Annotated in this window: 21 protein-coding genes, 1 tRNA gene and 1 riboswitch; of the genes, 5 read left to right on the top strand and 17 right to left on the bottom strand. The window is 69.5% G+C overall.

The window, feature by feature from the left end; genetic code table 11:
- Nucleotides 1–144 precede the first annotated feature (144 nt).
- Nucleotides 145–999 (top strand): hypothetical protein, encoded by an 855-nt coding sequence (locus tag ACWD04_RS12685; protein WP_451131005.1) that lies wholly within the window; start codon nt 145–147, stop codon nt 997–999.
- Here the strand turns inward: ACWD04_RS12685 and ACWD04_RS12680 are convergent.
- Nucleotides 996–1,325 (bottom strand): hypothetical protein, encoded by a 330-nt coding sequence (locus ACWD04_RS12680; protein ID WP_451131003.1) that lies wholly within the window; start codon nt 1,323–1,325, stop codon nt 996–998. The two genes, ACWD04_RS12685 and ACWD04_RS12680, sit on opposite strands and share 4 nt — an antisense overlap.
- A gap of 100 nt (nt 1,326–1,425) precedes the next feature.
- On the opposite strand from ACWD04_RS12680, the gene ACWD04_RS12675 reads away from it, so the two are divergent.
- The gene (locus ACWD04_RS12675) at nt 1,426–1,656 is read left to right on the top strand and encodes a DUF4287 domain-containing protein (protein WP_451131001.1); all 231 of its coding nucleotides are present in this window, start codon (nt 1,426–1,428) and stop codon (nt 1,654–1,656) included.
- Nucleotides 1,657–1,739: 83 nt separating this feature from the next.
- On the opposite strand, the gene ACWD04_RS12670 is transcribed toward ACWD04_RS12675, so the two are convergent.
- The 8 genes from ACWD04_RS12670 to ACWD04_RS12635 all read right to left on the bottom strand — a co-directional run bounded on the left by ACWD04_RS12670 (nt 1,740) and on the right by ACWD04_RS12635 (nt 11,738).
- Nucleotides 1,740–2,627, bottom strand: a complete 888-nt coding sequence (locus ACWD04_RS12670) for a Bax inhibitor-1/YccA family protein (RefSeq protein WP_451130999.1) — start codon at nt 2,625–2,627, stop codon at nt 1,740–1,742.
- Between the two features lie 822 nt (nt 2,628–3,449).
- A tRNA-Leu gene (locus ACWD04_RS12665) sits at nt 3,450–3,533 on the bottom strand.
- 249 nt (nt 3,534–3,782) lie between these two features.
- Nucleotides 3,783–6,188: a glycoside hydrolase family 2 protein gene (locus ACWD04_RS12660; protein ID WP_451130997.1), complete on the bottom strand. Its 2,406-nt coding sequence runs from the start codon at nt 6,186–6,188 to the stop codon at nt 3,783–3,785.
- Complete coding sequence (locus tag ACWD04_RS12655) at nt 6,185–7,096, bottom strand: ATP-binding cassette domain-containing protein (protein WP_451130995.1); 912 nt, start codon at nt 7,094–7,096, stop codon at nt 6,185–6,187. Before ACWD04_RS12655 ends, ACWD04_RS12660 begins: the two co-directional genes overlap by 4 nt.
- Entirely contained in the window at nt 7,078–8,022 is a 945-nt protein-coding gene (locus ACWD04_RS12650; RefSeq protein WP_451130993.1) for an ABC transporter ATP-binding protein, read from the bottom strand. Before ACWD04_RS12650 ends, ACWD04_RS12655 begins: the two co-directional genes overlap by 19 nt.
- A gap of 4 nt (nt 8,023–8,026) precedes the next feature.
- On the bottom strand, nt 8,027–8,932 hold the full coding sequence (locus ACWD04_RS12645) for an ABC transporter permease (RefSeq protein ID WP_451130991.1): 906 nt from the start codon (nt 8,930–8,932) through the stop codon (nt 8,027–8,029).
- Nucleotides 8,929–9,924, bottom strand: a complete 996-nt coding sequence (locus ACWD04_RS12640) for an ABC transporter permease (RefSeq protein WP_451130989.1) — start codon at nt 9,922–9,924, stop codon at nt 8,929–8,931. Before ACWD04_RS12640 ends, ACWD04_RS12645 begins: the two co-directional genes overlap by 4 nt.
- Before the next feature lie 89 nt (nt 9,925–10,013).
- Nucleotides 10,014–11,738 carry an ABC transporter substrate-binding protein gene (locus ACWD04_RS12635; RefSeq protein ID WP_451130987.1) on the bottom strand — a complete coding sequence of 575 codons (1,725 nt, stop codon included), beginning with the start codon at nt 11,736–11,738 and terminating at the stop codon, nt 10,014–10,016.
- 225 nt (nt 11,739–11,963) lie between these two features.
- Here ACWD04_RS12635 and ACWD04_RS12630 point away from each other — a divergent pair, with 225 nt between their 5' ends.
- The 3 genes from ACWD04_RS12630 (at nt 11,964) to ACWD04_RS12620 (ending at nt 16,497) form a co-directional block, all read left to right on the top strand.
- Nucleotides 11,964–12,983: a LacI family DNA-binding transcriptional regulator gene (locus tag ACWD04_RS12630; RefSeq protein ID WP_451130985.1), complete on the top strand. Its 1,020-nt coding sequence runs from the start codon at nt 11,964–11,966 to the stop codon at nt 12,981–12,983.
- Nucleotides 12,984–13,107: 124 nt separating this feature from the next.
- Complete coding sequence (locus tag ACWD04_RS12625) at nt 13,108–13,917, top strand: ABC transporter ATP-binding protein (protein ID WP_451131136.1); 810 nt, start codon at nt 13,108–13,110, stop codon at nt 13,915–13,917.
- Between the two features lie 51 nt (nt 13,918–13,968).
- Nucleotides 13,969–16,497, top strand: coding sequence for an ABC transporter permease (locus ACWD04_RS12620; protein ID WP_451130983.1), 2,529 nt, complete (start codon nt 13,969–13,971; stop codon nt 16,495–16,497).
- 59 nt (nt 16,498–16,556) lie between these two features.
- Here ACWD04_RS12620 and ACWD04_RS12615 read toward each other — a convergent pair whose 3' ends face one another.
- The 8 genes from ACWD04_RS12615 to ACWD04_RS12580 form a co-directional block, all read right to left on the bottom strand.
- Nucleotides 16,557–17,861 (bottom strand): class I SAM-dependent methyltransferase, encoded by a 1,305-nt coding sequence (locus tag ACWD04_RS12615; protein WP_451130981.1) that lies wholly within the window; start codon nt 17,859–17,861, stop codon nt 16,557–16,559.
- Nucleotides 17,862–18,113: 252 nt separating this feature from the next.
- Nucleotides 18,114–19,517, bottom strand: coding sequence for an NAD(P)/FAD-dependent oxidoreductase (locus tag ACWD04_RS12610; RefSeq protein WP_451130979.1), 1,404 nt, complete (start codon nt 19,515–19,517; stop codon nt 18,114–18,116).
- A 447-nt stretch (nt 19,518–19,964) separates the two neighbouring features.
- A complete protein-coding gene (locus tag ACWD04_RS12605) occupies nt 19,965–20,906 on the bottom strand; it encodes a Ppx/GppA phosphatase family protein (RefSeq protein WP_451130977.1) in 942 nt (313 codons plus the stop codon).
- 35 nt (nt 20,907–20,941) lie between these two features.
- On the bottom strand, nt 20,942–21,487 hold the full coding sequence (locus ACWD04_RS12600) for a DUF501 domain-containing protein (protein ID WP_451131134.1): 546 nt from the start codon (nt 21,485–21,487) through the stop codon (nt 20,942–20,944).
- 85 nt (nt 21,488–21,572) lie between these two features.
- The gene (locus tag ACWD04_RS12595) at nt 21,573–22,043 is read right to left on the bottom strand and encodes an FtsB family cell division protein (protein ID WP_451130975.1); all 471 of its coding nucleotides are present in this window, start codon (nt 22,041–22,043) and stop codon (nt 21,573–21,575) included.
- Nucleotides 22,044–22,137: 94 nt separating this feature from the next.
- Nucleotides 22,138–23,424 carry a phosphopyruvate hydratase gene (gene eno, locus ACWD04_RS12590; protein ID WP_451130973.1) on the bottom strand — a complete coding sequence of 429 codons (1,287 nt, stop codon included), beginning with the start codon at nt 23,422–23,424 and terminating at the stop codon, nt 22,138–22,140.
- A gap of 327 nt (nt 23,425–23,751) precedes the next feature.
- Nucleotides 23,752–24,444 (bottom strand): transglycosylase family protein, encoded by a 693-nt coding sequence (locus ACWD04_RS12585; RefSeq protein ID WP_451130971.1) that lies wholly within the window; start codon nt 24,442–24,444, stop codon nt 23,752–23,754.
- Nucleotides 24,445–24,616, bottom strand: a riboswitch (cyclic di-AMP (ydaO/yuaA leader). It lies immediately after the preceding gene.
- Nucleotides 24,617–24,905: 289 nt separating this feature from the next.
- Nucleotides 24,906–25,901, bottom strand: coding sequence for a transglycosylase family protein (locus ACWD04_RS12580; protein WP_451130969.1), 996 nt, complete (start codon nt 25,899–25,901; stop codon nt 24,906–24,908).
- Between the last annotated feature and the right edge of the window lie 96 nt (nt 25,902–25,997).

Raw genomic sequence — 25,997 nt, 5'->3', positions numbered from 1 at the left:
GTCGTTTCCGCAGGTCACACCAGCCACAGGACTGAACACCGGGCACAAAGACCTGTCCAATTCGTGACGTAATGCACTGACAGCAGGTGTCGGCACAGGACAAGCTGATGTAGGAAGTCGGGGGTGTCGATCGAAACCGGGAGTATGTCAGTGAGCGCCATGCCGTTTGCCCTGTTGCTGACCACCGCCGCCGCCACGGCCGTCGGCGCCGCCGCTCTGCACGCCGCTCACGGGCTGCGCAAGCAGGTCACAGCCCTGCGCACGGAGCTGGCAGAGGGACGGAGTCTGCGCGCGTCCGTGCCCGAGCAGCGGAGTCGCAGTGCCGGCACGCCCACCGAGGAGATACGCGCGGCAGTCGCCGACGCCCTCGCCGAGGAGCGGGAACGCGAGCTCGCCGAGGCCCGTGCCTTCTGGGCGGCCCAGGAGGCACGCGACGCCGCCGACACCCCGTCGCCGCTGGGCGGCCTCGGTGACGACGCCCCGTTCTTCCTGCCCCGGCAGACCGACTTCGTGGGCCTGGAGGCGATGGAACTCGAAGCCGGTGATGCCATGGACGAGCTGGCGGAGCTGGCGGAGCTCACCGACATGCCGGAAGCCGCCGAGTACGCGGAGTTCGCCGAGGACTCCCCCGAGCTGGCCGCGGCCCGTCGCCGCCACCCCTCGCACCCGGACTTCGTTCCCGTACAGACACCGGTCGTCACCGACCATGAGCGTACCGTGAACCGGCTGGAGCGGCTCGCCGATACCGGTACGGAACTCACCGACGTACGCCCAGGCCCCCTCGGGACGCTCGATGTGTACGTCTTCGCCGACGGCACCACGCTCTGCATGACCCCGGGTCACCGGGAGACCGCCGAGCGGCTCGCCGACTCGCTTCGCTCCGGTGAGCAGCCGGTACTGCTGGGCGGTTCCGGGGTCTCCGGCGCCTACGCGCTGACGTTCTCGTGCGGCGAGGAGAACGTCTACATCCTCGCCGACCGCGTCATCGCCTCGTTCTAGCGCGGCCCGGATGCGAAGGCCCGCGCCGCCGCCTCCTCGACACACCGCACGGCCTCGTCCAGCTCCTGGGACGAGGCCGTTTCCAGTGCCACGGCCAGGTCCCGGCCCGCGACCGCGAGCTGGTCACCGACCGCGAATATTCCGGCATCCGGCATGATCCTCGGCTCCCGGTCCGGCGCCTCGGCGCGCTGGGCCCGGGCGGACAGCTCCCGGGCAGTCGCCAGAGCCTCGGCGGCCACGCCCTGCTGCAGCCGGCTCTGCGGGGCGCTCCGCAGCCGGTCGGCGAATCGGTCCACTGCGGTGATCAGGGGGGTCGTATCGAGCACACCGTGACCCTACGCGCCCCTGCCTGATGGTTGCCAACGCGCCGACGCTCGGGCACGGTGTCGGGAAGGACCAGCAACGCGTACTGCGTCGGAGGCGCCGATGTCTCAAGTCTTCTCCGAAGAAACCCATCGCAACCTGCTCTCCCGGATCCCCCACCGCACCGGTCGTGACATCGCGGACTGGCTCCGCACCGTCGACGAAGGCCCCTCTCTCTTCCGCTTCGAGGAGAAGGTCAGCTGGCTGCGGAGCGAACACGACCTCACCTACGGCCACGCCAAGGCGATCATCCATGAGTACGACCTGAGACGCGCCGCGCGAAAGCTCCGCTGAGGCACGCGCTCCCCGCGAAAGACGGGACGGCCCGCAGGCGCATCGCGCCTGCGGGCCGTCCCGTCGTCGTCGTGCCTACGGGGTCAGTCGTCCCCGTTGAGGATGGAGAGCAGACGCAGCATCTCCAGGTAGATCCACACCAGGGTCAGGGTGAGGCCGAAGGCCGCCAGCCATGACTCCTCGCGCGGTGCGCCGAAGTTGATGCCGTCCTCGACCTGCTTGAAGTCCAGGGCCAGGAAGCACGCACCGAGGATGATGCCGATGACTCCGAAGAGGATGCCGAGGCCGCCGCTGCGGAAGCCCAGGCCGTCACCGCCACCGAACACGCTGAACAGCAGGTTGACCATCATCAGGAGCACGAAGCCCATGGCGGCGGCCATCACGAAGCCGTAGAAGCGGCGCGTGACGCGGATCCAGCGCATCTTGTACGCGATGAGCACACCGGCGAAGACACACATGGTGCCCATCACCGCCTGCATCACCGTGCCGGGGCTGATGTAGGTGCTGACCGCGCTGGAGATCACCCCGAGGAAGACACCCTCGAAGGCGGCGTAGGACAGGATCAGCGCAGGCGAGGCCTTGCGCTTGAAGGACTGGATGATCGCGAAGACGAACGCCACCAGGGCGGCGCCGATCGCGATGCCGTAGGACTTGCCGAGATTGGCCTCGTCGACCGGCAGCAGGGCCCAGGAGAGCGCGGCGGTGAGCACCACGGTGCCCAGCGTCATCGCCGTACGCGTGACGACGTCGTCGATCGTCATCGCGCCGGAGCGCGCGGGCGCCTGCGGGGCGCCGTACTGGGTGTCCTGCTGGGCGTAGGGGTTCGTGGCGTACGGGTTGGCGGCGGTGCCCTGCGCGTACGGGTTGGCACCCGCTGCGGGGGCCCCGGCCTGCGGCGCCGCGTTGAAGCCCGCGGAGCCGTTGTCGCGGCTGAACCCCCGTCGCGAGAAGACCGGGTTGCTGCTCCTCATTTCACTCCTCCATGGCCACCTGGCGCGGCCTTGCGTCAAGAGTAATGGGTAGGCAAAACAATGACCCTAATACCGGAGGAGGATCTTCGTTGAACCGACGGTGCTGTTCCCTCCAGGGCGGTATCCAAACCACTCGTACCCGGGCGGACGGTTTTCGAGGGCACGCAGGCCTGAGAGCGCGACGCCCGCGACTGCGACGGCCGCCCGGGAGCTCATGTGCCCGGATGTGGCGTCCGTGACGCGGGCCTCCCTGCCGGCCATCCACGGGCAGCACCACGGATCGCGTCGCGGGGGAACAAGAGGTCACGTTCCAGGTGAACCACCAGGGGTGCGGCCACTCACGCCGATGTCCTCGCGTGCGGTGTCATGGAGCGGGTCGACCGCCCAAAAGACGTTCCGGTCACGCTCCCGCCGCTTACGAGCGACTGGGAGTTCCTCTATGCACAAGCGAGGTCGACCTTGCGGGGAGCCGGACTCGTCACGCACGGCGACCATCGCGAGTACGTCCGCGAGCGGTACCGCGCCTGGAGGTTGTCCATGGCCTCAGCGTGATCGCGGGCGGACGACATGTCCGGGGGGTAATAACGCCATGGCGTTCGGTCACCTTCGCCCGGCGCCCGTCCGACTGCGTCCGCGTCAACCCCGGAAGGGCTTTCGCAGCCGGTCAGCACGTCACCTGACCGCTCGTGACCACGCCCCGTGACGTTCCCGCGCCGTGCGAGGTATGCCACAACCGACCGTGGAGAAGCCATGCACCCACTACCCGAACGAGGGATAGGCCGAATCGGCCGTCCTCCCAGCCCAACTCCAAAACAAGTTGAGTGCCCGAGGCCGGACTTGAACCGGCACGCCCCCGAGGAGGCAGCGAGGTTTAAGCTCGCCGTGTCTGCATTCCACCACCCGGGCGTGGGCGCGCGGCTCCGCGTTTGGCACAAGACCCTATCCGGGGGCATCTCTCGAACAGCGGAGCAGGCGCTCGATGTTGTCTTATTTTATTGATCGTGTGAGGGTCCGTCAGACATCGAGCGCCGCGTCAGCACACTCCCCGCCCGGTCGAGGGGGATGAACCATGACAAACGGGAATGACGGAAACTCGCCGCACCCGTACGGCCCATTCGCCACAGGGCACGCCACCGTTCGCCAGGGCTCGCCACCTCACCCGTGGACGGTGTCGTTGACGCACCGGAGAACGGGCCGCGAACCGAGCGCCTCCGGGTCCTTCAGCACCGCGCCCGTGACGTGGAACACGGTGCTCTCGCCGGGCAGCAGGGTGACGAGCATGTCGTCCACCTCGGCTGCCGGATCCAGCCGGTCGGGGAAGAGGGCGAGATCGCGCAGCAGCGTCCGCGCCGTCACTGTGACCCGGTAGCCGATGCCCGTTTCGTCACCCTGGGTGACGGTGACGTGATACCGCGCCGGTGGCAGCGCGAGACGGGTGTCCTCCTCGTAGAACTCGACCGCCCGCAGCTCGCCCAGCTCCGCCACCAGCACCTCGCGGGTGCTGTCCTCCGGCTCGGCGACCGACGGCGGCAGGGGCACACGGGTGACTGCGCGGGCCGCCGTGCCCACCACGACCGTCTCCTCGGCCAGGACATCGCCGTCCAGGGAGCGCCGGGTGAGCCGGAGCGGGCCCTCCCACAGGCGTGCGGAGTCGTTGACCAGGTGCAGGGCTCCGTCGCGTACGGCCATCAGACGGTCGGCGTACGCGGAGCGCAGGGCGTACCAGAGCGGCTTGCGACGGCCGTCGCCGTCCACGGCCGCCCAGGACACGACCGGCCAGCAATCGTTGAGCTGCCAGACGATCGCGCCCATGCAGTACGGGCTCTGCGAGCGGAAGTGACGGATTCCGAAGGCGACCGCGCGGGCCTGGTTCAACTGGGTGAGCCAGTGCCAGTCGTCGAAGGACGTCGGCTGCGGGAGGTGGTCGCCCAGGCCGCGCAGCAGCTTGGCGTCGCCGTCCTCCGCCTTCTGGTGGTGGGCGATCAGCGGGGCACCCAGACCCAGCGGACCGCTGACGGCGCGGCGCAGGGTGGCGTACGCGGGCGGGCCCTGGAAGCCGAACTCCGCCACGAAGCGGTGGGCGGTGTCGGCGTAGTGGGTGTAGTCGGCCCGGTTCCACACCTCCCACAGGTGAACCGTGCCGAGGGCCGGGTCGTTCGGGGGCAGCTCCGGGGAGCCGGAGTAGGGCGAGCCCGGCCAGTACGGGCGGGTGGGGTCGGTCTCGGCGCACAGAGCCGGCAGCAGTTCGTGGTAGTAGGCGCGGCCCCAGGTACGGCCCTCCAGCTGCTCCTGCCAGCCCCAGTCGGCGTGGCCCTCCAGGTTCTCGTTGTTGCCGCACCACAGCACCAGCGCGGGGTGCGGGGCGAGCCGGACGAGGTTCTCGCGGACCTCGGAGGCCACCTCGTCGTACAGCGGCTGCTCCTCCGGGTAGGCGGCGCAGGCGAACGGGAAGTCCTGCCAGACCAGCAGCCCCTTCTCGTCGGCCAGTTCGTAGAAGTCGTCGCTCTCGTAGAGGCCGCCGCCCCAGACGCGGATCAGGTTGACGCCCATGGCTGTCGCCTGGTCGAAGCGGTCGGAGATCCGCTGTCGGGTGACCCGGGCCGGGAAGCAGTCGTCGGGGATCCAGTTCACCCCGCGTACGAAGACGGGCTCGTCGTTGACGGAGATCCGGAACGCCTCGCGCTCCAGGGCGACGCCCCGGAAGCCGGTCCTGCCGCTCCAGGCGTCGTCGCCGAGGCGGACTATGACGTCGTACAGCGGCTGCTCACCGTGGCTGTGCGGCCACCAGCGTTCGGCCCCGGGGACGGCGAGGGTGACGGTGCTGCGGTCTTCCCCGGCGGGTACGGTCAACACGGCCCGTTCGCCGGCCACTTCCACCGACGCCTCCAGGGGCCCGCCCCCGGCCCGCTCGACGTCGACGGTGACCGCCAGGCGCGGCACCCCGTCCCCGTCGAGGTCGGCGAGGACCTTGACCTCGGCGATACGCGGGCCCGTCCAGGACTCCAGCGCGACCGGCCGCCAGATGCCGGAGGTGACCAGCGTCGGCCCCCAGTCCCAGCCGAAGTTGCACGCCATCTTGCGGATGAAGGGGTACGGCTCGCTGTACGCGCCCGGCAGCTCTCCGAGCTTGTCGCGCAGCGCCTCGGCGTAGGTGTACGGGGCGGTGAAGCGTACATCCAGGGTGTTGAGGCCTTCGCGCAGCAACTGCCGTACGGGGAAGCGGTAGCTGCGGTGCTGGTTGGCGGTGGAGCCGACCTCGGTGCCGTTGACCAGGATCGTGGCGACGGTGTCGAGGCCGTCGAAGCACAGGTCGGTGAACGCGTGCTCGTCGGCCGACCACGCGAAGGCGGTGCGGTACGTCCAGTCGGTGCGCCCGATCCAGGCGAGCCGCTTCTCGTTGTCGTCGAGGTAGGGGTCGTCGATCAGCCCGGCGGCCAGCAGGTCGGTGTGGACACAGCCGGGGACGGTCGCCGGGACGCCGTCGGTGGGGAGCCCCACCGGTACGGGGCCGTCGGCGACGAGTGTCCAGCCGTCGTGCAGGGGCAGGTGGCGGGGAGTCACGCGGGGGTCCTTCCGCAGTCGGGGAGTCCGGCGCAGGCGACGAAGTGGTCCGGCTCGGTCTCGTACAGGTCTGTGCCCCGTGCGCCCCCCTCGTGATAGGCGCAGGCCCCCACGGGTTCGGCGGACGTCCAGGGCTGGTTCAGCCGGGGCACCGCGGCCAGGAGCGTGCGGGTGTAGGGGTGGAGGGGATTACCGAAGACCCTCTGGGTGTCGCCGCGTTCGACCACACGGCCGCCCCGCAGCACCACCGTCTTCTCGGCGAGATAGGTGCCCAGCGAGAGGTCGTGGGTGATGTAGAGCACGCCGAGGCCGCGTTCCTTGAGGCCGGCGAGGAGGTTGAGCACATCGATGCGGGTGGAGGCGTCGAGCATGCTGGTGATCTCGTCGGCGACCAGGAAACGCAGGTCGAGCAGGAGGGCGCGGGCGATGAGCAGGCGCTGCAGCTGGCCGCCGCTGAGCTGGTGCGGGTAGCGGCCGAGCACCTGTCCCGGGTCCAGGCGTACGTCCCGTACGGCCTTCTCCACACGGTCGGCCCACGCCTTGTCCTGGACACCCGGGTGGTAGGCGCGGCGGACGAGGGCGAAGACGCGGTCGGCCTTGAAGACGGGGTTGTAGCAGCTGAACGGGTCCTGGAAAACGCCCTGGACGCGGCGGTAGAAGTCCTTGCCCGGGCGGACCTGTTCGCCGTCCAGGGTGAGGCTGCCCCCGCTGACCTGGGTGAGGCCGAGGACCATGCGGCCGATGGTGGACTTCCCGCTCCCGCTCTCTCCGATGAGCGAGACCAGCTCGCCGGGTGCCGCCTCGAAGGACACCCGGTCCACCGCGGTCACGGAGCCGCCGCCGAAGGCGCCGGACCGGAAGGTCTTGGTGACACGGTCGAGGGTCAGCATCAGGCCGCCTTCCAGCATGCGACGGAGTGGCGGGGGGCGATTTCGACGACCGGCGGGTCCTCGGCGCACCGGCTGTCGGCGATCGGGCAGCGGTCGCGGAAGCGGCAGCCGGCGGGCGGGTTCAGCAGAGAGGGCGGAGAGCCCTCGATGCCGCTGAGCGGCTTGTCCTTGAAGCGGGCACCGACCTGGGGCAGCGAGCCGATCAGCATCTTCGTGTAGGGGTGGCGGGGCGTGTTCGTCAGCGCCTTCGTGGGGGCCTTCTCCGCGAGCCTGCCCGCGTACATCACCATGATCGAGTCGGCGATGTGCGAGGTCAGCCCGAGGTCGTGGGTCACGAAGATCATGCTGGTGACCAGGCCCTTGTCGCGGAGGCCGGTGAGGGCACCGACGACGGCCTGCTGGTTGGAGACGTCCAGCGCCGAGGTGACCTCGTCGGCGATGAGGACGGAGGGATCGAGCAGCGTGGAGATCACCATGACGGCGCGCTGCTTCATGCCTCCGGACAGCTCGATCGGATAGCGCTCCAGGACCTCGGGCTCCAGGCCGACCAGCGCGAGGCGGCGGTGCAGTTCCCCGGTGTCCACGGTGACTCCGCGCGAGGCGAGGAGCTCGCGGATCATGCGGCCGATGCGCCGCGTCGGGTTGAGCGCGCTCATCGAGTACTGGGGGACGAGCGAGATCTTGTGGAAGCGGTAGGCGTTCATCGCCCGGTCGTCGGACAGCGGCAGTTCGTCGCCGTCGAGTGTCACGGTGCCGCCCGCGTGCCTCATCCGGCCGTCGAGCCGGATGAGGGACTTGCCCAAGGTGGTCTTGCCGCAGCCGGACTCGCCCGCCAGGCCCAGGATCTCGCCGTCCGCGAGGTCGAAGCCGACGCCGTCCAGTGCCCGGACCTCGCCACGCAGCGTGCGGTAGTGGACCCGCAGATCGTCGACGGTCAGGGTCATGTGCTCACGACTCCCTCAGCTTCGGGTTGAAGACCTCGTCGAGGCCCACGTTGGCGACGTAGAGCGCGCCGACGATCGCGGTGATCCCGGCGCCCGGCGGGATGAACCACCACCACATACCGAGTTGGAGCGCGCTCCACTGCTGGGCGCTCTGGAGCATCAGGCCGAGCGAGACGCCTTCGGTCGGGCCGAGCCCGATGAAGTCCAGCGAGGAGGCGATGAGGATGGACCCGCCGAAGAGCAGGATGAACATCATGAAGAGGTACGAGCTCATGTTGGGCGCGATCTCGCGGAACACGATCCGCCAGGTGCCGCTCCCGCTGAGCCGGGCCAGGTCCACGAACTCCCGGGTGCGCAGCGAGAACGTCTGCGCGCGGATGGCGCGGGCCGCCCAGGGCCATGAGGTCAGCCCGATGAACAGGCCCTGCACGGCGACGCTGCGCACACCCATGTAGGCGTTGATGATCAGCAGGACGGCGAGGGCGGGGATCACCAGGACGACGTTGGTGAGCATGTTGAGGATCTCGTCGACGACTCCGCCCCGGTAGCCGGCGAGGAAGCCGACGAGCATGGCGATGACGGCGGCGATGGCACCGCCGACGACGCCCACCAGGAAGGTGGCGCGCAGCCCGTGCACGAACTGGGCGTACACGTCCTGGCCGAAGGTGGTGGTGCCCATCCAGTACGTGCCGTCGGGCGGGGCCGCCTGCGGGCCGACGTATTCGTTGGGGTTGCCGTTGTCGAGCAGCATCGGGCCGATGAGGCCGATCGCGAGCAGGACGACGACGAGGACCACGCCGATGATCAGCTTGGGGTTGCGCACCGCGTAGTGCAGGGACTCGCGGCCGGGCTCGGCGGCCGGCGCCTCGGCGGACGGGGCCTGGGGTGCCGGGTCGGGCAGTGTGCTCATGACGTGCCTCCTGCCATGCCCGTACGGGTGCGGGGGTCGACGACGACGTACACGATGTCGATGAGGAAGTTGGCGATCAGTACGCCGATGACGATGAACAGGAACGCGCCTTGGAGCAGGAAGAAGTCCTGGTTCTGGATCGCGGCCAGGATCAGCGAGCCGAGCCCCGGGTAGGCGAAGACGATCTCGGTGACGAGCGCTCCGGCGACCAGCACTCCCAGCTGGAGTGCCAGTCCGGTGACCTGGGGCAGGACGGCGTTGCGGAAGGCGTAGCGGCGGATGAGCCGCTGGGGTGCGCCGAGGGCGGAGAGATAGGCGGAGTAGTCGGACTCCAGCTCGTAGATGATCATGTTGCGCATGCCGATGGCCCAGCCGCCGAGCGCGACCAGGAACAGCGAGAGGAACGGCAGCACCCAGTGGTGCAGCGCGTCCGCCGCGAAGGCGGTGCTCCAGCCGGGCTGGATGTCGAGGCTGTAGCCCCCGGACAGGGGGAACCAGCCGGCCTTGGCACCCAGCGCCCAGGCGAGGATCACGGCGATCCACATGTACGGCATGGCCGTCAGCAGATAGCCGGCCGGCAGCACGGTGTTGTCGAGGACCTTGCGGCGGGCGGACAGCGCGCCGATCCAGTTGCCGGCGAACCAGCTGAGCAGGACAGCCGGGATCATCAGGCCGAGCGTGTACGGGAGTGCGTCGAGCAGGACGTCGCCGACGGGCGTGGGGAAGACGAAGATGGAGATCCCGAAGTCGCCCTGGAGCAGCGCACCCCAGAAGTGGAGGTACTGCTGCCACAGGGGCTCGTCGAAGCCGAACAGGTTGTTGTAGTAGGTGCGCATCGCCTCGGCGGCCTCCGGCTGGGAGACGCGGGCGCGGGCGACCATGGCGGAGACCGGGTCACCGGGCATGAAGCGCGGGATCATCCAGTTGACGGTGACGGCGACGACGAAGGTCAGTGCGTAGATGAGAAGTTTGCGGGCGAAATAGCGGCGCAAGGGGGCTCCCCTGGTGGAGAGCCCCGCCGTGCGCGCACGGTCAGGCGTACGCGCACGGCGGGGCGGTCATGGAGTCGGCGACGGGCGCGTCACTTGGCGGGCTTGATCTGCGTGAGCGTCTCGAAGCCGCCCATCTCCAGCCAGTTGCGCCACAGGGCCGGTGCCGTCCTGGGAGCTCCCTCGGCGTCCGACGGCCAGTTCGTCCAGGTCCCGGTGGTGGACTGCGACCAGAGGCCGTTGTACCAGAGCGGGATGATGGGCATCTCGGTCAGCTGGATGTCCTGGATCTTCGATACGGCGGCCTTCATGCCCGCCGCGTCGTCGGTCTTGACCCCGCCCAGCTCCTGCACCAGCTCCCAGGCCTCCTCGTTCTCGTACCGTCCGAAGTTCACCGTGTTCTGCTGCTTCTGGACCGGCATCTGGAACATGTACTCGTAGTACGTCCACGGGGTGCTGGACAGCTGGCGCTCGTTGTTGAGGACCAGGTCGAAGTCCCCCTTGCCGCGCTGCTCGTTGAGGGCGTTCTGGTCGGGGAACTCGGTACTGATCTTGATGCCCGCGTCCTCCGCCCCGGCGGCGATGACCTTGGCCGCCTCCATCCAGTCGGTCCAGCCCGAGGGCACGGCCAGCTTCAGGCCGAGGGTGGAGCCGTCCTTGTTCTCGACGAAGCCGTCGCCGTTCCTGTCCTGGTAGCCGGCTTCCGCGAGCTCCTTCTTCGCCGCGGCGGCGTCGTGCGTGAGGCCCTTCTCCGCGAGGAGGGCCTTGTCCTCGAACTGCTCCCACTGCGGCAGCAGGCCGGTCGGGGAGGCGGGCTTGACCAGGTCGCCGTACACACCCTTGACGATCTTCCCGATGTCGACGGAAGCGGCGAGCGCCCTGCGGAAGGCGGCGTCGTCCATGGGCTTCCTGGTGGTGTTGGGCACCAGCCAGGCGGTGTTGGCCGAGAGCATGTACGGGGCCTTGTCGTAGTACGAGACGACCTTCTTGCTCTTGATCAGCGAGGATGCGCCGGGCAGGAAGTTGTTGCTGAGGTCCAGCTGGCCCTGACCCAGCTGGCCGATGACCACCTCGTTGCTCGGGTTGGAGACGTCGACGATGTAGCGGGGGGCCGGCGTCATGCTGAGTGCCTCGGTGCCCCACCAGTCCGCGCGCCGCTCCCAGACGACCCGGTCCTGGGTCTTGCTCTTCAGTTCGTACGCCCCCGTGCCGACCGGCTTGTCGTTGACGCCGTTGAGGATGTCCTCGTCGGTGCGCGAGCCCCAGACGTGCTCGGGGACGATCGGCTGGTTGTAGAGGGTGTAGTCCCACTCCTGGTAGCGGGCCGACTTGAAGGTGAAGCGGACCGTCGTGTCGTCCACCGCCTTCGCGTCGGACAGCCAGCTCCACAGCGAGTGGAAGGCGGAGGCCTCGATCTTGCCGAGGCCGTAGGAGTACGCGACGTCCTTGGCGGTCAGCGGCTTGCCGTCGGCCCAGGTGATGCCCTGGCGCAGCTTCACCTCGTACGTCTTGTCGTCGGCCCAGCTGCCCGACTCCGCGAGCCAGGGCTTCAGCTCGCCCTCGTTCGGGTCGAAGTGGAACAGGGTCTCGTAGACCAGACCCTTGGTGCCGGTCGCGTGGTCCCAGTTGCGCAGGGGGTTGTAGTTGGCCGGAGGCCCCCACTGGGTGCCGGTCGTGTAGAGCGTCTCGTTGCGCGGCAGCGCGCCGCCCTTGCCGCCGGTGCCGCCCGCCCCCGATCCGCCTCCCGTGCAGGCGGTCGCGGCGAGCGTGAACACGGCGAGTGCGGTGGTGACCCGCAGCTGGGTACGCGTACCCATAGCCCCTCCTTCTTCCCCGCACCGTCCCTGCCGAGCGGAGTCACTGAACCGGGTAAGTGCCGTGAAGGTATGGGTGCCCCGAAGCGGTGTCAAGGGAGCGGGAGCGCTCCCATTCCCGTTTTTCGCAGGCATTTCCGAAGAGGTCTGGACCGCGGCGAGGAAGACGGAGGTCAGGGACCTGCGGCTAGGATGCTCTTCGAACACGAACCGGTTAAGCGAGGTCGCATGCCCAAGCACCGCCCCACGATCGCCGACATCGCGCGCCGCGCCGGGGTATCGAAGGTCGCGGTGTCGTACGCCCTGAACGACCGCCCCGGGGTCTCCCCCGCGACCCGCGCCTCCATCAAGGCCATCGCGCAGGAGATCGGCTGGCGCCCCAACAGCGCGGCCCGCGCCCTCACCCACGCCCGGGCCGACACCGTGGGGCTCGCGCTGTCCCGGCCGGCCAGGATGCTCGGGGTCGAACCGTTCTTCATGGAGCTGATCAGCGGCATCGAGACCGAACTGTCCGCCCGGGGGTGCGCCTTGCTCCTCCAAATCGTCACCGACCCGGCGCAGGAGCTGGAGATGTACCGCCGCTGGTGGGGTGAGGGCCGGGTGGACGGGGTGTTCCTCGCCGACGTCCGCTCCCCCGATCCGCGCATCGGGGGCATGACCGAGCTGGGCATGCCCGCCGTCGTGATCGGCCATCCCTCGGCGGCCGGGTCCCTCACCCCCGTGTGGTCGGACGACTCGGCGGCACTGCGGGACACCCTGACGTATCTGGCCGCGCTCGGCCATCGCTCCGTCGCCCGGGTCGCCGGGCTGCCCGAGCTGATCCACACCCGGTTGCGTGACCGCGCGCAGCGTGAGATCAGCGCGGAACTCGGTCTCAACGAGCCGGTGGTGGTGCACACCGACTACTCCGGCGAGGAGGGCGCCCACGCCACCCGACGGCTGATCGGCTCGGCCGCACGGCCGACCGCCGTCATCTACGACAACGACATCATGGCCGTCGCCGGGCTCTCGGTCGCCCAGGAGATGGGGCTGGACGTGCCCTTTGACCTCTCGCTCGTCGCCTGGGACGATTCCCAGCTCTCCCGCGTCGTACGCCCTCCGCTGACCGCGCTGAGCAGGGACATCTCCGCGTACGGCACCCATGCGGCCCGCACCCTGCTGACGATGGTGGCCGACGGTTCGGCCCCCGGGTTCGAGGACGCGGCGGCCCGTCTGGTGCCCCGCGGATCGACCGCCCCGCCCCGCTGAGGGCCCGGTCCACTCAGGGTCGCCCTCCTACCTCAGGTGTACGCCGGGGTCCTGCGGATGCGACTCAAGAGGGCCCCGGGAACGGGCACGGGGACTGACGACCCGGCGGGACACAGCGGTGACGATGGAGGGGTCCCCGCGAAACAGTCGAACCAGGAGTACCCCTGTGACCACCACCACCGTTCACCGCACCACCGCGGTCGCCGCCCGCGCCACGGAGCTGTCGAAGGTCTACGGCCAGGGGGAGACCCAGGTGGTCGCACTCGACCGCGTGACCGTGGACTTCCCGCAGGGGGAATTCACCGCGATCATGGGCCCGTCGGGCTCAGGGAAGTCCACGCTGATGCACTGCGTGGCCGGTCTCGACAGCTTCAGCAGCGGCTCCGTACGCATCGGCGAGACCGAGCTGGGGACGCTGAAGGACAAGCAGCTCACACAGCTGCGCCGGGACAAGATCGGCTTCATCTTCCAGGCCTTCAACCTGCTGCCCACGCTGACCGCCCTGGAGAACATCACCCTGCCGATGGACATCGCCGGCCGCAAGCCCGATGCCGCCTGGCTCCAGAAGGTCATCGACATGGTGGGCCTCTCCGAGCGGCTGAAGCACCGCCCCACGGAGCTCTCCGGCGGTCAGCAGCAGCGCGTCGCGGTCGCCCGCGCCCTGTCCTCCCAGCCCGAGATCATCTTCGGTGACGAGCCGACCGGCAACCTCGACTCCCGCTCCGGCGCGGAGGTCCTCGGCTTCCTGCGCAACTCGGTGCGCGAGCTCGGCCAGACCGTGGTGATGGTGACCCACGACCCGGTGGCCGCCTCCTACGCGGACCGCGTGGTCTTCCTCGCGGACGGCGCGGTCGTCGACCAGATGATGCACCCCACCGCCGACGGGGTTCTCGACCGGATGAAGGCGTTCGACGCGAAGGGCCGCACCAGCTGACGCGACGGCTGCCGCCCCCCTTCCGCACTCCGAACTTTCTCAGGAATTGACATGTTCCGTACCGCCGTGCGCAATGTGCTTGCGCACAAGGCCAGGCTGCTGATGACCGTGCTCGCCGTGATGCTCGGCGTCGCTTTCGTCTCCGGCACCCTGGTCTTCACCGACACCCTCGGCAACGCCTTCCGCAACCAGTCCGCCAAGAACTACGACGACGTCGCCGTCGCCGTGACGACCTGGGCCGAGCGCGGCGACGAAGAGACCCCCGCCGTCGACGAGGCCACGCTCAAGAAGATCCAGGACCTCGACGGCGTGGCCGAGGCCACCGGACGGGTCTCCGGCTTCGCCGGCGTCGCCGACACGGGCGGCAAGCTCATCGGCGACGGCTGGTCCAACACCGGTTCCAACTTCTCCCCCGACGCCGACGGCAAGGACGCGCAGTACGCGTTCACCGACGGCACGGGGCCGGTGAAGGCCGGCCAGGTCGCTCTCGACGAGGAGACCGCGCGCAAGGGCGAGTACCGCGTGGGCGAGCCGATACGGGTCGCCACCAACGGGCCGGTGAAGGAGTACACCCTCTCCGGTGTCTTCACCACCGAGGACGGCGCCGTGAACGCGGGCGGCAGCCTGGTCCTCTTCGACACCGAAGTCGCCCAGCAGCTCTATCTGCGGCCCGGTGAGTTCACGGACGTCACCGTGTCCGCCGCGGCCGGCGCGTCCGACCAGCAGCTGCTGGACGCCGTGAAGCCCCTTCTTCCGAAGTACGCCGAGGCCAAGACGGGCGCGGCCCTCGCGGACGAGGAGGCGAAGATGACCGAGTCCGGCCTCAAGAGCCTCAACGCGATGCTGCTGGCCTTCGCGGCCATCGCGCTCTTCGTCGGTGTGTTCCTGATCGCCAACACGTTCACCATGCTCATCGCCCAGCGCACCAGGGAACTCGCCCTGATGCGCGCCGTCGGCGCTTCCCGTCGGCAGGTCAAGTGGGCCGTCCTGCTCGAAGCCGGTGTGGTCGGTGTGATCGCCTCGGTGACCGGCTTCCTCCTCGGCGTGGGCCTTGCGACGGGGCTGCGCTCCGCGATGGGCATGTTCGGCGGGAAGATCCCGGCCGGCCCGCTGGTCGTCTCCCCCACCGCGGTCGCCTCCGCCTTCGCCGTCGGCGTGCTGATCACCGTGTTCGCCGCCTGGCTGCCCGCCCGTCGGGCCGCCAAGATCCCGCCGGTGGCGGCGATGAGCAGTGTGCACGCGGTGGCCACCACCAAGTCGCTGGTCGTGCGGAACTCGATCGGCGGGGTGCTCACCCTCCTCGGGTCCGCCGCGATCGTCGCCGGTGCCGGCCAGGGCGACGAGGACGGCCGGTGGCTCATCGGTGGCGGGGCCTTCCTCGCCCTCACCGGTGTCATCGTGCTCATCCCGCTTCTCTCACGGCCGGTGATCGCCCTGGCACGTCCGCCGCTGCGGCGGCTGTTCGGGGTATCCGGCAAGCTGGCGGCGCAGAACGCGGTCCGCAATCCGCGCCGCACCGGAGCCACCGCCTCCGCCCTGGCGATCGGACTCACCCTGGTCACCGGTATCTCCGTGCTCGGCGTCACGCTCGGCCAGGCCATCGACAAGACGACGACGGACAACATCCGGGCCGACTACATGGTCACGATGGCCAGCGGGGACTCTCTCGACGAGACGGCTCTCACCGCCCTGCGCGAGGTCGACGGCGTCGCGGCGGTCTCCCCCCAGCGGTCCGTGTGGCTCACCGTCGGCGAGGAGGGTGTCTCGGCCTCCGGAGTCACCCCGGGCGACGTCGAGAAGGTCTTCGCCCTGAAGACGGTCTCCGGCTCGTTGTCCTCCCTGCAGGACGGCGAGATCGCCGTCGACCGCAAGACCGCGAAGTCGCACGGCTGGAAGACGGGCGACAGTGTGCCCGTGACCTTCCAGGACGAGAAGAAGGAGACCCTGAAGGTCGGAGCGCTCTACGAGGGCAACGAGTTCATCTCCCCGGTCCTGATCCCCGAGGAGGTCGTCGACCCGCACGAGAGCCTCGCCGACATCCGCGAGATCTGGCTGACCATGGACGGCGGCCAGAGCGAGGCCAACGAGAAGGCCGTGATCGACGCGCTCGGCGACAACCCGGCGATGAGCGTCATGGACCGCCAGGGCATCCGGGACATGTCCGGCGGGTTCATCAACACCGCGCTGAACATCATGTACGCGCTGCTGGCGATGGCCCTGGTGATCGCCGTCCTCGGGGTCGTCAACACGCTGGCCATGTCGGTCTTCGAACGCCAGCAGGAGATCGGCATGCTGCGGGCGATCGGCCTGGACCGGCGCAGGGTCAAGCGCATGATCCGGCTGGAGGCCGTCGTCATCTCGCTCTTCGGAGCGGTGGTCGGAGTGGCGCTCGGTACGTTCCTCGGCTGGGCGATCGGCAAGAGCCTGTCCGCCTCGATCCCGGGCTACGTCCTGGTCATCCCGTGGGACCGGCTCGCGCTCTTCCTGGCGCTGGCGGGCCTGGTGGGTGTCCTGGCCTCCCTGTGGCCGGCCCGTAGCGGCGCGAAGCTGAACATGCTGACCGCGATCAAGACGGAGTAGCCGTACGACGGAAGGGGCGGTGTCCGCACTGCGGGTACCGCCCCTTCCGCGTTCCCGGATCAGCCGTTCGCCGACGCCGTCCAGTCACGGGCCCGTAGCGGCATGCCTACCGCGCCGCCCTCCCGCGGTCGCACCGCGAGGATCTGGTTGACACCGATCTTGTTGTGCTCGAAGGAGAGCGCGGAGGCGGCCATGTAGAGCCGCCACACCCTGGCCCGTCCGGGCGAGGTGGCCCGTACGGCCTCCTTCCAGTGCTTCTCCAGATTGGTCACCCACTGACGCAGGGTCAGTGCGTAGTGCTCGCGGATCGCCTCGACGTCCCGGACCTCGAAGCCGGCCTCCTCCAGGGTGGCGGCGGTGCGGCCGACCGGGGCCAGCTCGCCGTCGGGGAAGACGTAGGCGTCGATGAAATCGTCGACGTGGTAAGCCGACTCGTCCTTCTCGGGACGGCGGGCGATCTGGTGGTTGAGCAGCCGGCCGCCGGGCCGGAGGAGCGCGTAGAGGTCGTCGGCGTACTCACGGAAACGGACCGAACCCACGTGCTCAGCCATGCCGATCGAGGAGATGGCGTCGTACGGACCGTCCCTGACGTCCCGGTAGTCCTGGACCCGGATCTCGATCCGGTCGGTGAGGCCCTCTTCGGCGATCCGCTTGCGGGCGAACGCGGCCTGTTCGGTGGAGAGGGTCACTCCGGTGACCCGGGCGCCGTACTCACGGGCGGCGTGGATCGCCATGGAGCCCCAGCCGCAGCCGACGTCGAGGAGGCGGTCACCCTCCTTGAGTGCGAGCTTGCGGCAGACGAGGTCGAGCTTGTCGCGCTGGGCGTCCTCGAGTGTCGCGCCGTCCTGCCAGTAGGCGCAGGAGTAGACCATGGAGGGCCCGAGGACCATCGCGTAGAAGTCGTTGCCCACGTCGTAGTGGTGGCTGATCGCCTCCTTGTCCCGGCGCTTGGTGTGGAGCGCTCCGGTGCGGCGGCGGATCTCCTCGGCCGGCGGGGGCGGCGGCGGCCACGGACCGGCCAGTTGGACGAGGCCCCGGGCGAACGCCCGTACCCTCGGGTCACGTACGGGGTGGACGGTGTCCTTCGCGTCGGCCCCGCGTTCCCAGAGCAGCGCGGCCAGGGCGTCGAGGGCCGCGTACAGATCCCCGTCGACGTCGATCTCCCCGGCCACCCAGGCGCGGGCCAGGCCCAGCTCGCCCGGTTTCCAGAGCAGTCGGCGCAGGGCGCGGCGATGGCGCAGGACGAGGGTGGGAGCGCCCGGCGGACCGGACTCGCTGCCGTCCCAGGCCCGGATCCGGACCGGCAGGGGTTCTCCCAGCAGTTCTTCGGCAAGAGCGATCAGCCGCGATGCGGCGTCGGCCATGGTGCACACCTCCGTGGTGGTGTTTCCGAACGTGCCTAAATTCGCATATACGCACCCTTGTGGGGCCGCGACACCTCGGGCCCGCGACGAGGTACACCGGCATCAACGCCGCCCGGCATCCGTGCCATCCCGTTCCAGGGCAACGGAACGGCAAAATACCTGCACACGCCATCTAGTTGACGGGGTCAAGAAACGCCGAAAGGGCCGTCCGCACCACGGATGGCGGACGACCCCTTCGGTGACGTACAGGCGCTAGGAAGCCTTGGCCGTTTCGCCGGCCTTGCTCTTGTCGCCGTCGGCCTTGGCCGCGACCGGCGCGGGGCTCGGCTTGGCGGCCTCGTAGAACTCCTCGCGCGGAGTCTCCATGGCGCCGAGCGAGACGACCTCACGCTTCAGGAACATCGCCAGCGTCCAGTCCGCGAAGATCCGGATCTTGCGGTTCCAGGTCGGCATGGCCATGCCGTGGTAGCCGCGGTGCATGTACCAGGCGAGACGGCCCTTGAGCTTGATCTTCACCTTGCCCACGACGATCATCGCGACGCCCTTGTGCAGACCGAGTCCGGCCACGGCGCCCTTGTTGGCGTGGCTGTACTCCTTCTGCGGGAAGCCCCGCATGCCGGAGATGACGTTGTCACCGAGGACCTTGGCCTGACGCAGCGCGTGCTGGGCGTTCGGCGGGCACCAGGCGTTCGGGTTGCCCGCGCGGCGGCCGACCAGGTCCGGCACCTGAGCGTTGTCGCCCGCGGCCCAGATGTAGTCGGTGCCCTGCACCTGGAGCTTCTCGGAGGTGTCCACGTGACCACGCGGGCCGAGCGGCAGACCGAAGCGGGCCAGCGCCGGGTTCGGCTTCACGCCGGCCGTCCACACGATCGTGCTCGAGTCGACCTCGAGGCCGTTCTTCAGCACGACGTGGCCGTCGACACAGGAGTCCATGGAGGTCGAGAGGTAGACCTCGACCCCGCGGCTCTCCAGGTGCTCCTTGCCGTACGCGCCCAGCTTCGGGCCGACCTCGGGAAGGATCTTGTCGGCCGCGTCGACCAGGATGAAGCGCATGTCCTCGCGCTTCACGCTCGTGTAGTACTTCGCGGCGTCCCGGGCCATGTCCTCGACCTCGCCGATGGTCTCCGCGCCGGCGAAGCCGCCGCCCACGAAGACGAACGTCAGCGCCTTGCGGCGGACGTCCTCATCGGTCGTCGAGTCGGCCTTGTCCAGCTGCTCGAGGACGTGGTTGCGCAGCCCGATGGACTCCTCGATGCCCTTCATGCCGATGCCCTGCTCGGCGAGGCCGGGGATCGGGAAGGTGCGGGAGACCGCGCCCATCGCGATGACCAGGTAGTCGAAGGGCAGCTCATAGGCCTCGCCGACGAGCGGCGCGACCGTGGCGACCTTGCGGTCCTGATCGATGGTCGTGACACGGCCGGTGAGGACCTCTGCCTTCGGCAGGACGCGTCGCAGCGGGACGACGACATGCCGAGGCGAGATGCTGCCGGCAGCAGCTTCGGGGAGGAAGGGCTGGTACGTCATGTACGAGCGCGGGTCGACGACCGTGACGGTCGCCTCTCCATACCGCATCTTCTTCAGAATGCGACGAGCTGCGTACAGGCCTACGTACCCACCGCCTACAACGAGGATCCTGGGACGCTCCGTGGTGCTCATGCCATCGAGTATCCACCCCCCTCGGGGGGCACGCTCGTGAGCCCCTTCACAAGGTATGCGCCACCCTCTGCTACACTTCGCCGCCCACGTGACCCAGGTCATGGTCCGAGTGGGGAACCACACCGGCGTGGCGAACGTTGTTCACCACTTGTGAGCTGGCCCTTGAGCCGCCCGGCACGGCGAACCACCGGCCCGGGACGCGCTCTTGCCACGCCTCCGAAACCTTCCCGCAGCCCTGCCGTGCGACCTCGCGTGCGACCCGCACGGCCCCGCGGAGGGAGAACTTCCCCCAGAGGGGCCGAATTCCTTGTGAAGAAGTTCACGAACTTCGTGGCGGCGGCGCGCGAAAGACCCCTCCGGACGGGTCCGGAGGGGCCATCAAAAGCTCAGAAGTGCAGGCGGGGATGCGCATGAGCAGCCTCTCGCCACCCTGGGGGCCCTCCGGGATCAGGCGGCCGACCAGGCGATCCCGTCGAGGATGTCGTGTTCACTGACGACGACCTCACGGGCCCCGGTCCGCTCCATCACGGCGAGCAGGACGAGCGCCCCAGAGGCGATCACATCGACCCGGCCCGGATGCAGCGCGGGGATCGCCGCGCGCTCCTCGTGCGTCGAGGCGAGCAGCCGCTCGGTGATCTCCCGGACCTGCTCGACGGAGACCCGTGAGTGGTGGATCGCCTCGGAGTCGTACTCCTTCAGCCCGAGCGCCACCGCGGCGACGGTGGTGACCGTCCCGGCCAGTCCGACGAGCGTCGCCGCCGAGGAGATCGGCACGGTTTCCTCGGCCAGGTCCAGGGCGGCACCGATGTCCTCGCGTATCGCGGCGATCCGGTCAGACGTCGGCGGATCCACAACGGCGCCGTCCAGGAGGAGATGACGCTCGGTCATGCGTACGCAGCCGATGTCCACGGACCGGGCGGCGCGGACGCGGTCGTCACCGACGACGAACTCGGTGGACCCGCCGCCGATGTCCACGACGAGATACGGCTTCTCCAGGTGGTCGCGGCCCACCAGTTCCTTGGTGGCGCCGTCGAAGGAGAGCTGCGCCTCCTGGTCCCCGGTGACGACTTCCGGCTCGACGCCCAGGATGTCCAGGACGCCGCGAACGAACGTGTCGCTGTTCTCCGCGTCGCGGGAGGCGGACGTGGCGACGAACCGGATCCGTTCGGCGCCGAGCTCCTCGATCGCGCCCGCGTACTCACGGCAGGCGTCGAAGGTGCGCTCCAGCGCCTCGGGGGCCAGCCGGCCGGTCCGGTCGACGCCCTGGCCGAGCCGGACGATCTTCATCCGGCGGTCGAGCTCGCTGAAGTCCCCGGTGGCGGGGTCCACGTCCGCGACGAGCAGGCGGATGGAGTTGGTACCGCAGTCGATGGCGGCAACGCGGGTCATGGGGCTCCTGTGGTTGTACGTGTGGCGCGCGGGGTTCAGGACGCGTCGGGCCCGGCTTCGTCGGACCCGCACGGGGTGACGCACGGTCCCTTGGCCCACCACTGCGGCAGCATCGCGATCGCCTCGTCGCCCAGCGGGTTCACACCGGGGCCCGCGACCAGCGAGTGGCCGACCAGGACGTGCAGGCACTTCACCCGGTCCGGCATGCCGCCCGCACTCGGGAAGCCCTCCAGGACCTCGATGGCGTCGCGACGCGCGAGGTAGTCCTCGTGCGCGGCGCGATAGGCGGCGGCCAGCTCGGGGTCCGTGGCGAGCCGCTCGGTCATCTCCTTCATGACCCCGTTGGCCTCCAGCGTGCCGATCGCGGACGCGGCACGCGGGCAGGTCAGGTAATAAGTCGTCGGGAACGGCGTGCCGTCCTCCAGACGGGGCTGTGTCTCGACCACGTCCGGGTTGCCGCACGGGCAGCGGTGCGCGATGGCGCGCAGCCCACGCGGCGGCCGGCCGAGCTGGAGCTCGAACGCGGCGATGTCCACAGCGGTGGGCGTGGTGGATTCGGTCTGCGGAGGGGGCGTGTCCATGCCTGCCTTGAATGTCATCGGTCGGACTGTGTGAATCGGTGCGGGGAAAGGGCTCGGTGCGTCGACGAGCTCGGCGTGGGCGAGGTCATTCGCGGTCCGCGCTGTCGACGCCGTCCCAGAGGTTCGAGTGCCACGGCTGCCCCGTCGCCCCCGGCTCGCCCTGCCGCACCTCGGCCGCGTCCGGGTCGACCACCGTATAACCGGTCTCGCCGGGCAGTACGTAATGGAGGTGCTGGCGCGCGAGACGGCGGATGTACGCGTCGTCCTTGAGCCGCGCCTTCTCGTCGCGCAACTCCTCCGTCCGCCGGCTGGCCTCCTGCGAGAGCCTCTCCTGTTCCGCGATCTGGTCGCGCTGGGAGATGTACTGCCGCATGGGATACGCGAGGGCGACCACCAGGGAGCAGACGATCAGCGCGAGGAACGCGGCCCGGCCGGTGAGGCGGGAGCGGCGGGCCTGCCGGCGGTTCTGGGACCGGTAGACGCGGGCCGCCGTCTGCTCACCGAGCAGTCGCAGCCTGGTCGCGGTGGAGAACCGGTCGCGGTCCTTCCCGGCCATGTCTCACGCCTCCCCGTTACGCACGTCCGTCCCCGCACACGGTACGGGACCGGATGCGGGGACGGACGGAGGCTGGTGCTCCGGACTCGGGCTGTCAGCCCTCGAAGCGGAACCGCGGGAACGCCGAACGTCCGGCGTACACCGCGGCGTCGTCGAGGATCTCCTCGATGCGCAGCAGCTGGTTGTACTTGGCGACGCGGTCCGAGCGGGCCGGGGCACCGGTCTTGATCTGGCCGCAGTTCACGGCGACCGCGAGGTCGGCGATGGTGACGTCCTCGGTCTCGCCGGAGCGGTGGGACATCATGCACTTGAAGCCGTTGCGCTGAGCCAGCTCGACGGCGTCCAGGGTCTCGGTCAGCGACCCGATCTGGTTGACCTTGACGAGCAGGGCGTTGGCCGAGCCCTCCTCGATACCGCGGGCGAGGCGCTCGGGGTTGGTGACGAACAGGTCGTCACCGACGATCTGCACCTTGGAGCCGAGCTTGTCGGTGATGACCTTCCAGCCCGCCCAGTCGTCCTCGTACAGCGGGTCCTCGATGGAGACCAGCGGGTACGCGGAGACGAGCTCCTCGTAGTACTCGGTCATCTCGGCGGCCGAGCGGGACTTGCCCTCGAACTCGTAGACGCCGTCCTTGTAGAACTCGGACGCGGCGACGTCGAGCGCGAGCGCGATGTCGCGGCCCGGGACGTAACCGGCCTCCTTGACGGCCTCGAGGATGAGGTCGAGGGCGGCACGGTTGGACTCGAGGTTGGGGGCGAAGCCGCCCTCGTCACCGAGACCGGTGGACAGGCCCTTGGTCTTCAGGACCTTCTTCAGCGTGTGGTAGATCTCCGCGCCCCAGCGAAGGGCCTCGGAGAAGGACTCGGCGCCGATCGGCGCGATCATGAACTCCTGGATGTCCACGTTGGAGTCGGCGTGCGAGCCGCCGTTCAGGATGTTCATCATCGGAACGGGCAGCAGGTGCGCGTTCGGGCCGCCGAGGTAGCGGAACAGCGGGAGGTCGGAGGCCTCGGACGCGGCGTGCGCCACGGCCAGCGAGACACCGAGGATGGCGTTGGCGCCGAGCGAGCCCTTGTTCTCGGTCGCGTCCAGGTCGAACATCGCCTGGTCGATGAGGCGCTGCTCGGTGGCGTCGTACCCGACGAGCTCCGGGCCGATCTGCTCGATCACGGCGAGGACGGCCTTCTCGACGCCCTTGCCCTGGTAACGGCTGGGGTCGCCGTCGCGGAGCTCGATGGCCTCGAACGCTCCGGTGGAGGCTCCGGACGGAACAGCAGCACGTCCCGTGCTGCCGTCGTCGAGGCCGACCTCGACCTCGACCGTGGGGTTCCCCCGGGAGTCGAGGATTTCCCTGGCTACGACGACGTCGATGGACGGCACGAGGCATCTCCTTCTGGGATCTGACACTGGTTGTGCAGGGTCACTGTGGCCTTGCGCCACGAGCCTAACCGGCTCGGCCCGCTCCGTCGGCCGTCCGCCCGTCCCCTGGGACGAAAAAGGACCCGAGGACTTGCATTCCGGGCAAAGCTCCAGAATTTTACTGGCAAGTAACTACAAGAACCGAAGGCTCACCCTCACGGCGGGCTCGCGGCCTGTCCCCGCCGACGGATGCCCTGCACGGCCCCGGCGCGGCCCCGGCCCGGCACGCGGGGGGCAGCGCGCCGGGCCGGGCCTTCGGGGCAGGAGGGGGCCCCGGGGCGATGGTGACTACTTCAGGTGGAGCTGCTGACCCGGGAAGATCAGGTCGGCGTCGTCGACGATGTCGTCGTTCAGCTTGAAGAGCTTCTCCCAGCCGCCCTCGGCCTTCTTCGCGTCGGCGATCTTGCTGAGGGTGTCGCCGGCCTTCACCTTGTACTCGCCGTCGCCCTTCTCGACCTTCTGGCCGGTCGGGGTGGTGACGGTCTTCGCGGGGGCCTCACGCTTCTCGCTGCGCGTGGTCGGCTGCTCGGCCTTGCGCTCCGGCGCGGCCTGCGGGGCCGTGTCGCCGATCTTCTCGGAGCCGGTGTCGACACCCGGGTCGACACCGTCGTCCGTCAGGCCGCCGGCACCGGCGCAGGCCCAGGCACCCGGGCCCTGCAGGTCGAGGAGCTTCTCGGCGGCCGCTATCTGCTGGCTCTTGGTGGCCAGGTCGGCGCGGGCGGCGTACTGGGTGCCGCCGGCCGCCGCCCAGCTGGACTGCGAGAACTGCAGGCCGCCGTAGTAGCCGTTGCCGGTGTTGATGGACCAGTTGCCACCGGACTCGCACTGGGCGACGGCGTCCCAGGTGTCGACGGAGGCAGCAGAGGCGCCGGTCGCGCCCATGAGCGGTACGGCGACGGCGGCACCGGTGACACCGGCCAGGGTCGCGATACGGACGGCTTTGGACGGGCGGCGGTGCTTGCCCTTGCTGGAAAGCAGCATGGTTCTCCTCACCGACGCCTACGAGGTGAGCTGTCGGGTTCGGGCCTGTGAGTTGCCCGGTCACCCGCACTCGCGGACGACTTCACCCCTAGCCGCACCCTCACCCGTCTTCCGACGGCCGGGTCCGGCGCCTACCTGGGTCCCCCGCTCCTGCCTACGGCGCTTTACGCGTCGGTCTCCTTCGGCCGACGGCAGGATTCGGCGTGACGGTCGAAGGTGCCCGCGGTGCGAGCGGCTCCGACCGTAAACACACACAACCCCCGCGTTCAACGGTGGACATAACGGCCAATCAGTGCGTAACACCCGATGGGGCGGGTTGTTTTCGCAGGTCGGAGCCAATATGGACGGATCGGGCGGACTGAGCACACCAGTTGAAGCAAAGAGACCCATGTCTCACTTATGCATAAGTGGACATAGGTCTCTGAACTACCCCAGTTTTCAAGGCGTTTTCGTGCGTGTGATCAGTTGGCGGCGGTGGTCTCCGCCTGGTCGCCCTGCGCGTTCGCGCCGACGAGTCCGAGGTCCAGGCTCTGGCCGGGAAGAATCAGGTCCGGGTCGGAGCCCAGCTCGTCCTTGTTGGCCTCGTAGAGCGCGGACCAGCCGCCCGAAAGCTCCTGCGCGTCGGCGATCGTCCAGAGGTTGTCGCCCTCGCGGACGGTGTACGCCCCCTCCGCCCCCTGACGCGCCTCGGAGTCGCCGCGCGAGGCGTGCCGGCCGGCGTCCCGCCCGTCGTCGGGACCGGATCCGGCGCTCGCCTCGGGGGCCGGGGTGCCGCGGTGCTTTCCACCCTCCGCCCCGTCACCCTTCGAGGCGCCGGACGCCTCGGAGGCCTCGGGCACCGGAGTGGCGGACGGCGACGTGCCGGCCTCGTCATCCTGGTCCGCCGTGTCGTCGGGCGCGTTCCGGTCCGCCTCACCCGTCGGGTCGGAGCCGTCGGACTTCTCGGAGTCCGCGGAGCTGTTCGCTTCGTCGTCCGCGTCCGCCGGATCCGACGCTTCGGACGAGGGGGTCTCGGACGGGGTCGCGGTGTCCGAGGGCTCGGCGGTCGGCTCGTTGCCCGGGTCGACGCCGGGCAGCGTGCCGTCCACGACGAGCCCGGAGATCACCGCGCAGCTGGACCACGCCTGGGGGCCCTTGTCGTCCAGCACCTTCTCCGCGACGGCTATCTGCTGCGAGCGGCTGGCGAGGTCGGCGCGGGGCGCGTAGTCCGTGCCGCCGTAGTCCGACCAGTCGTCCTGCGAGAACTGCAGGCCGCCGTAGTAGCCGTTGCCGAGGTCGGCACTCCACATGCCACCGCTCTCGCACTCGGCGACCCGGTCCCAGGTCGACGTGTCTGCGGCTTGCGCGCTGCCCGCGCCCAGCAGCGGGATGGCGATCGCCGATCCCGTGACGCCTGCGGCGACGACGATGGCGGGTGCCTGGCGAGGGCGACGGTGTCTGCCGGTCGCGGAGCCCATGGGATTGCCTTCCGTGTGACTGACATGTGACGGGTGAGTCGAACGGTGAACCTAGCCCCACTCGAACGTGTGTCACAAGTCGATGCAGCGGAGATC

The organism is Streptomyces sp. NPDC002911, assembly GCF_053591835.1.
The sequence above is the reverse complement of the archived record's forward strand: the minus strand, read 5'-3'. Positions and strand labels throughout refer to the sequence as shown.

Bases quoted from the DNA above. Each gene is read 5' to 3' on its own strand.
- ACWD04_RS12645 (WP_451130991.1), bottom strand. From the start codon at position 8,932: ATGAGCACACTGCCCGACCCGGCACCCCAGGCCCCGTCCGCCGAGGCG.
- ACWD04_RS12615 (WP_451130981.1), bottom strand. From the start codon at position 17,861: ATGGCCGACGCCGCATCGCGGCTGATCGCTCTTGCCGAAGAACTGCTG.
- ACWD04_RS12670 (WP_451130999.1), bottom strand. From the start codon at position 2,627: ATGAGGAGCAGCAACCCGGTCTTCTCGCGACGGGGGTTCAGCCGCGAC.
- ACWD04_RS12625 (WP_451131136.1), top strand. From the start codon at position 13,108: ATGGAGGGGTCCCCGCGAAACAGTCGAACCAGGAGTACCCCTGTGACC.
- ACWD04_RS12585 (WP_451130971.1), bottom strand. From the start codon at position 24,444: ATGCTGCTTTCCAGCAAGGGCAAGCACCGCCGCCCGTCCAAAGCCGTC.
- ACWD04_RS12685 (WP_451131005.1), top strand. From the start codon at position 145: ATGTCAGTGAGCGCCATGCCGTTTGCCCTGTTGCTGACCACCGCCGCC.
- ACWD04_RS12610 (WP_451130979.1), bottom strand. From the start codon at position 19,517: ATGAGCACCACGGAGCGTCCCAGGATCCTCGTTGTAGGCGGTGGGTAC.
- ACWD04_RS12635 (WP_451130987.1), bottom strand. From the start codon at position 11,738: ATGGGTACGCGTACCCAGCTGCGGGTCACCACCGCACTCGCCGTGTTC.
- ACWD04_RS12605 (WP_451130977.1), bottom strand. From the start codon at position 20,906: ATGACCCGCGTTGCCGCCATCGACTGCGGTACCAACTCCATCCGCCTG.
- ACWD04_RS12600 (WP_451131134.1), bottom strand. From the start codon at position 21,487: ATGGACACGCCCCCTCCGCAGACCGAATCCACCACGCCCACCGCTGTG.
- ACWD04_RS12675 (WP_451131001.1), top strand. From the start codon at position 1,426: ATGTCTCAAGTCTTCTCCGAAGAAACCCATCGCAACCTGCTCTCCCGG.
- ACWD04_RS12595 (WP_451130975.1), bottom strand. From the start codon at position 22,043: ATGGCCGGGAAGGACCGCGACCGGTTCTCCACCGCGACCAGGCTGCGA.
- ACWD04_RS12650 (WP_451130993.1), bottom strand. From the start codon at position 8,022: ATGACCCTGACCGTCGACGATCTGCGGGTCCACTACCGCACGCTGCGT.
- ACWD04_RS12630 (WP_451130985.1), top strand. From the start codon at position 11,964: ATGCCCAAGCACCGCCCCACGATCGCCGACATCGCGCGCCGCGCCGGG.
- ACWD04_RS12620 (WP_451130983.1), top strand. From the start codon at position 13,969: ATGTTCCGTACCGCCGTGCGCAATGTGCTTGCGCACAAGGCCAGGCTG.
- ACWD04_RS12580 (WP_451130969.1), bottom strand. From the start codon at position 25,901: ATGGGCTCCGCGACCGGCAGACACCGTCGCCCTCGCCAGGCACCCGCC.
- ACWD04_RS12655 (WP_451130995.1), bottom strand. From the start codon at position 7,096: ATGCTGGAAGGCGGCCTGATGCTGACCCTCGACCGTGTCACCAAGACC.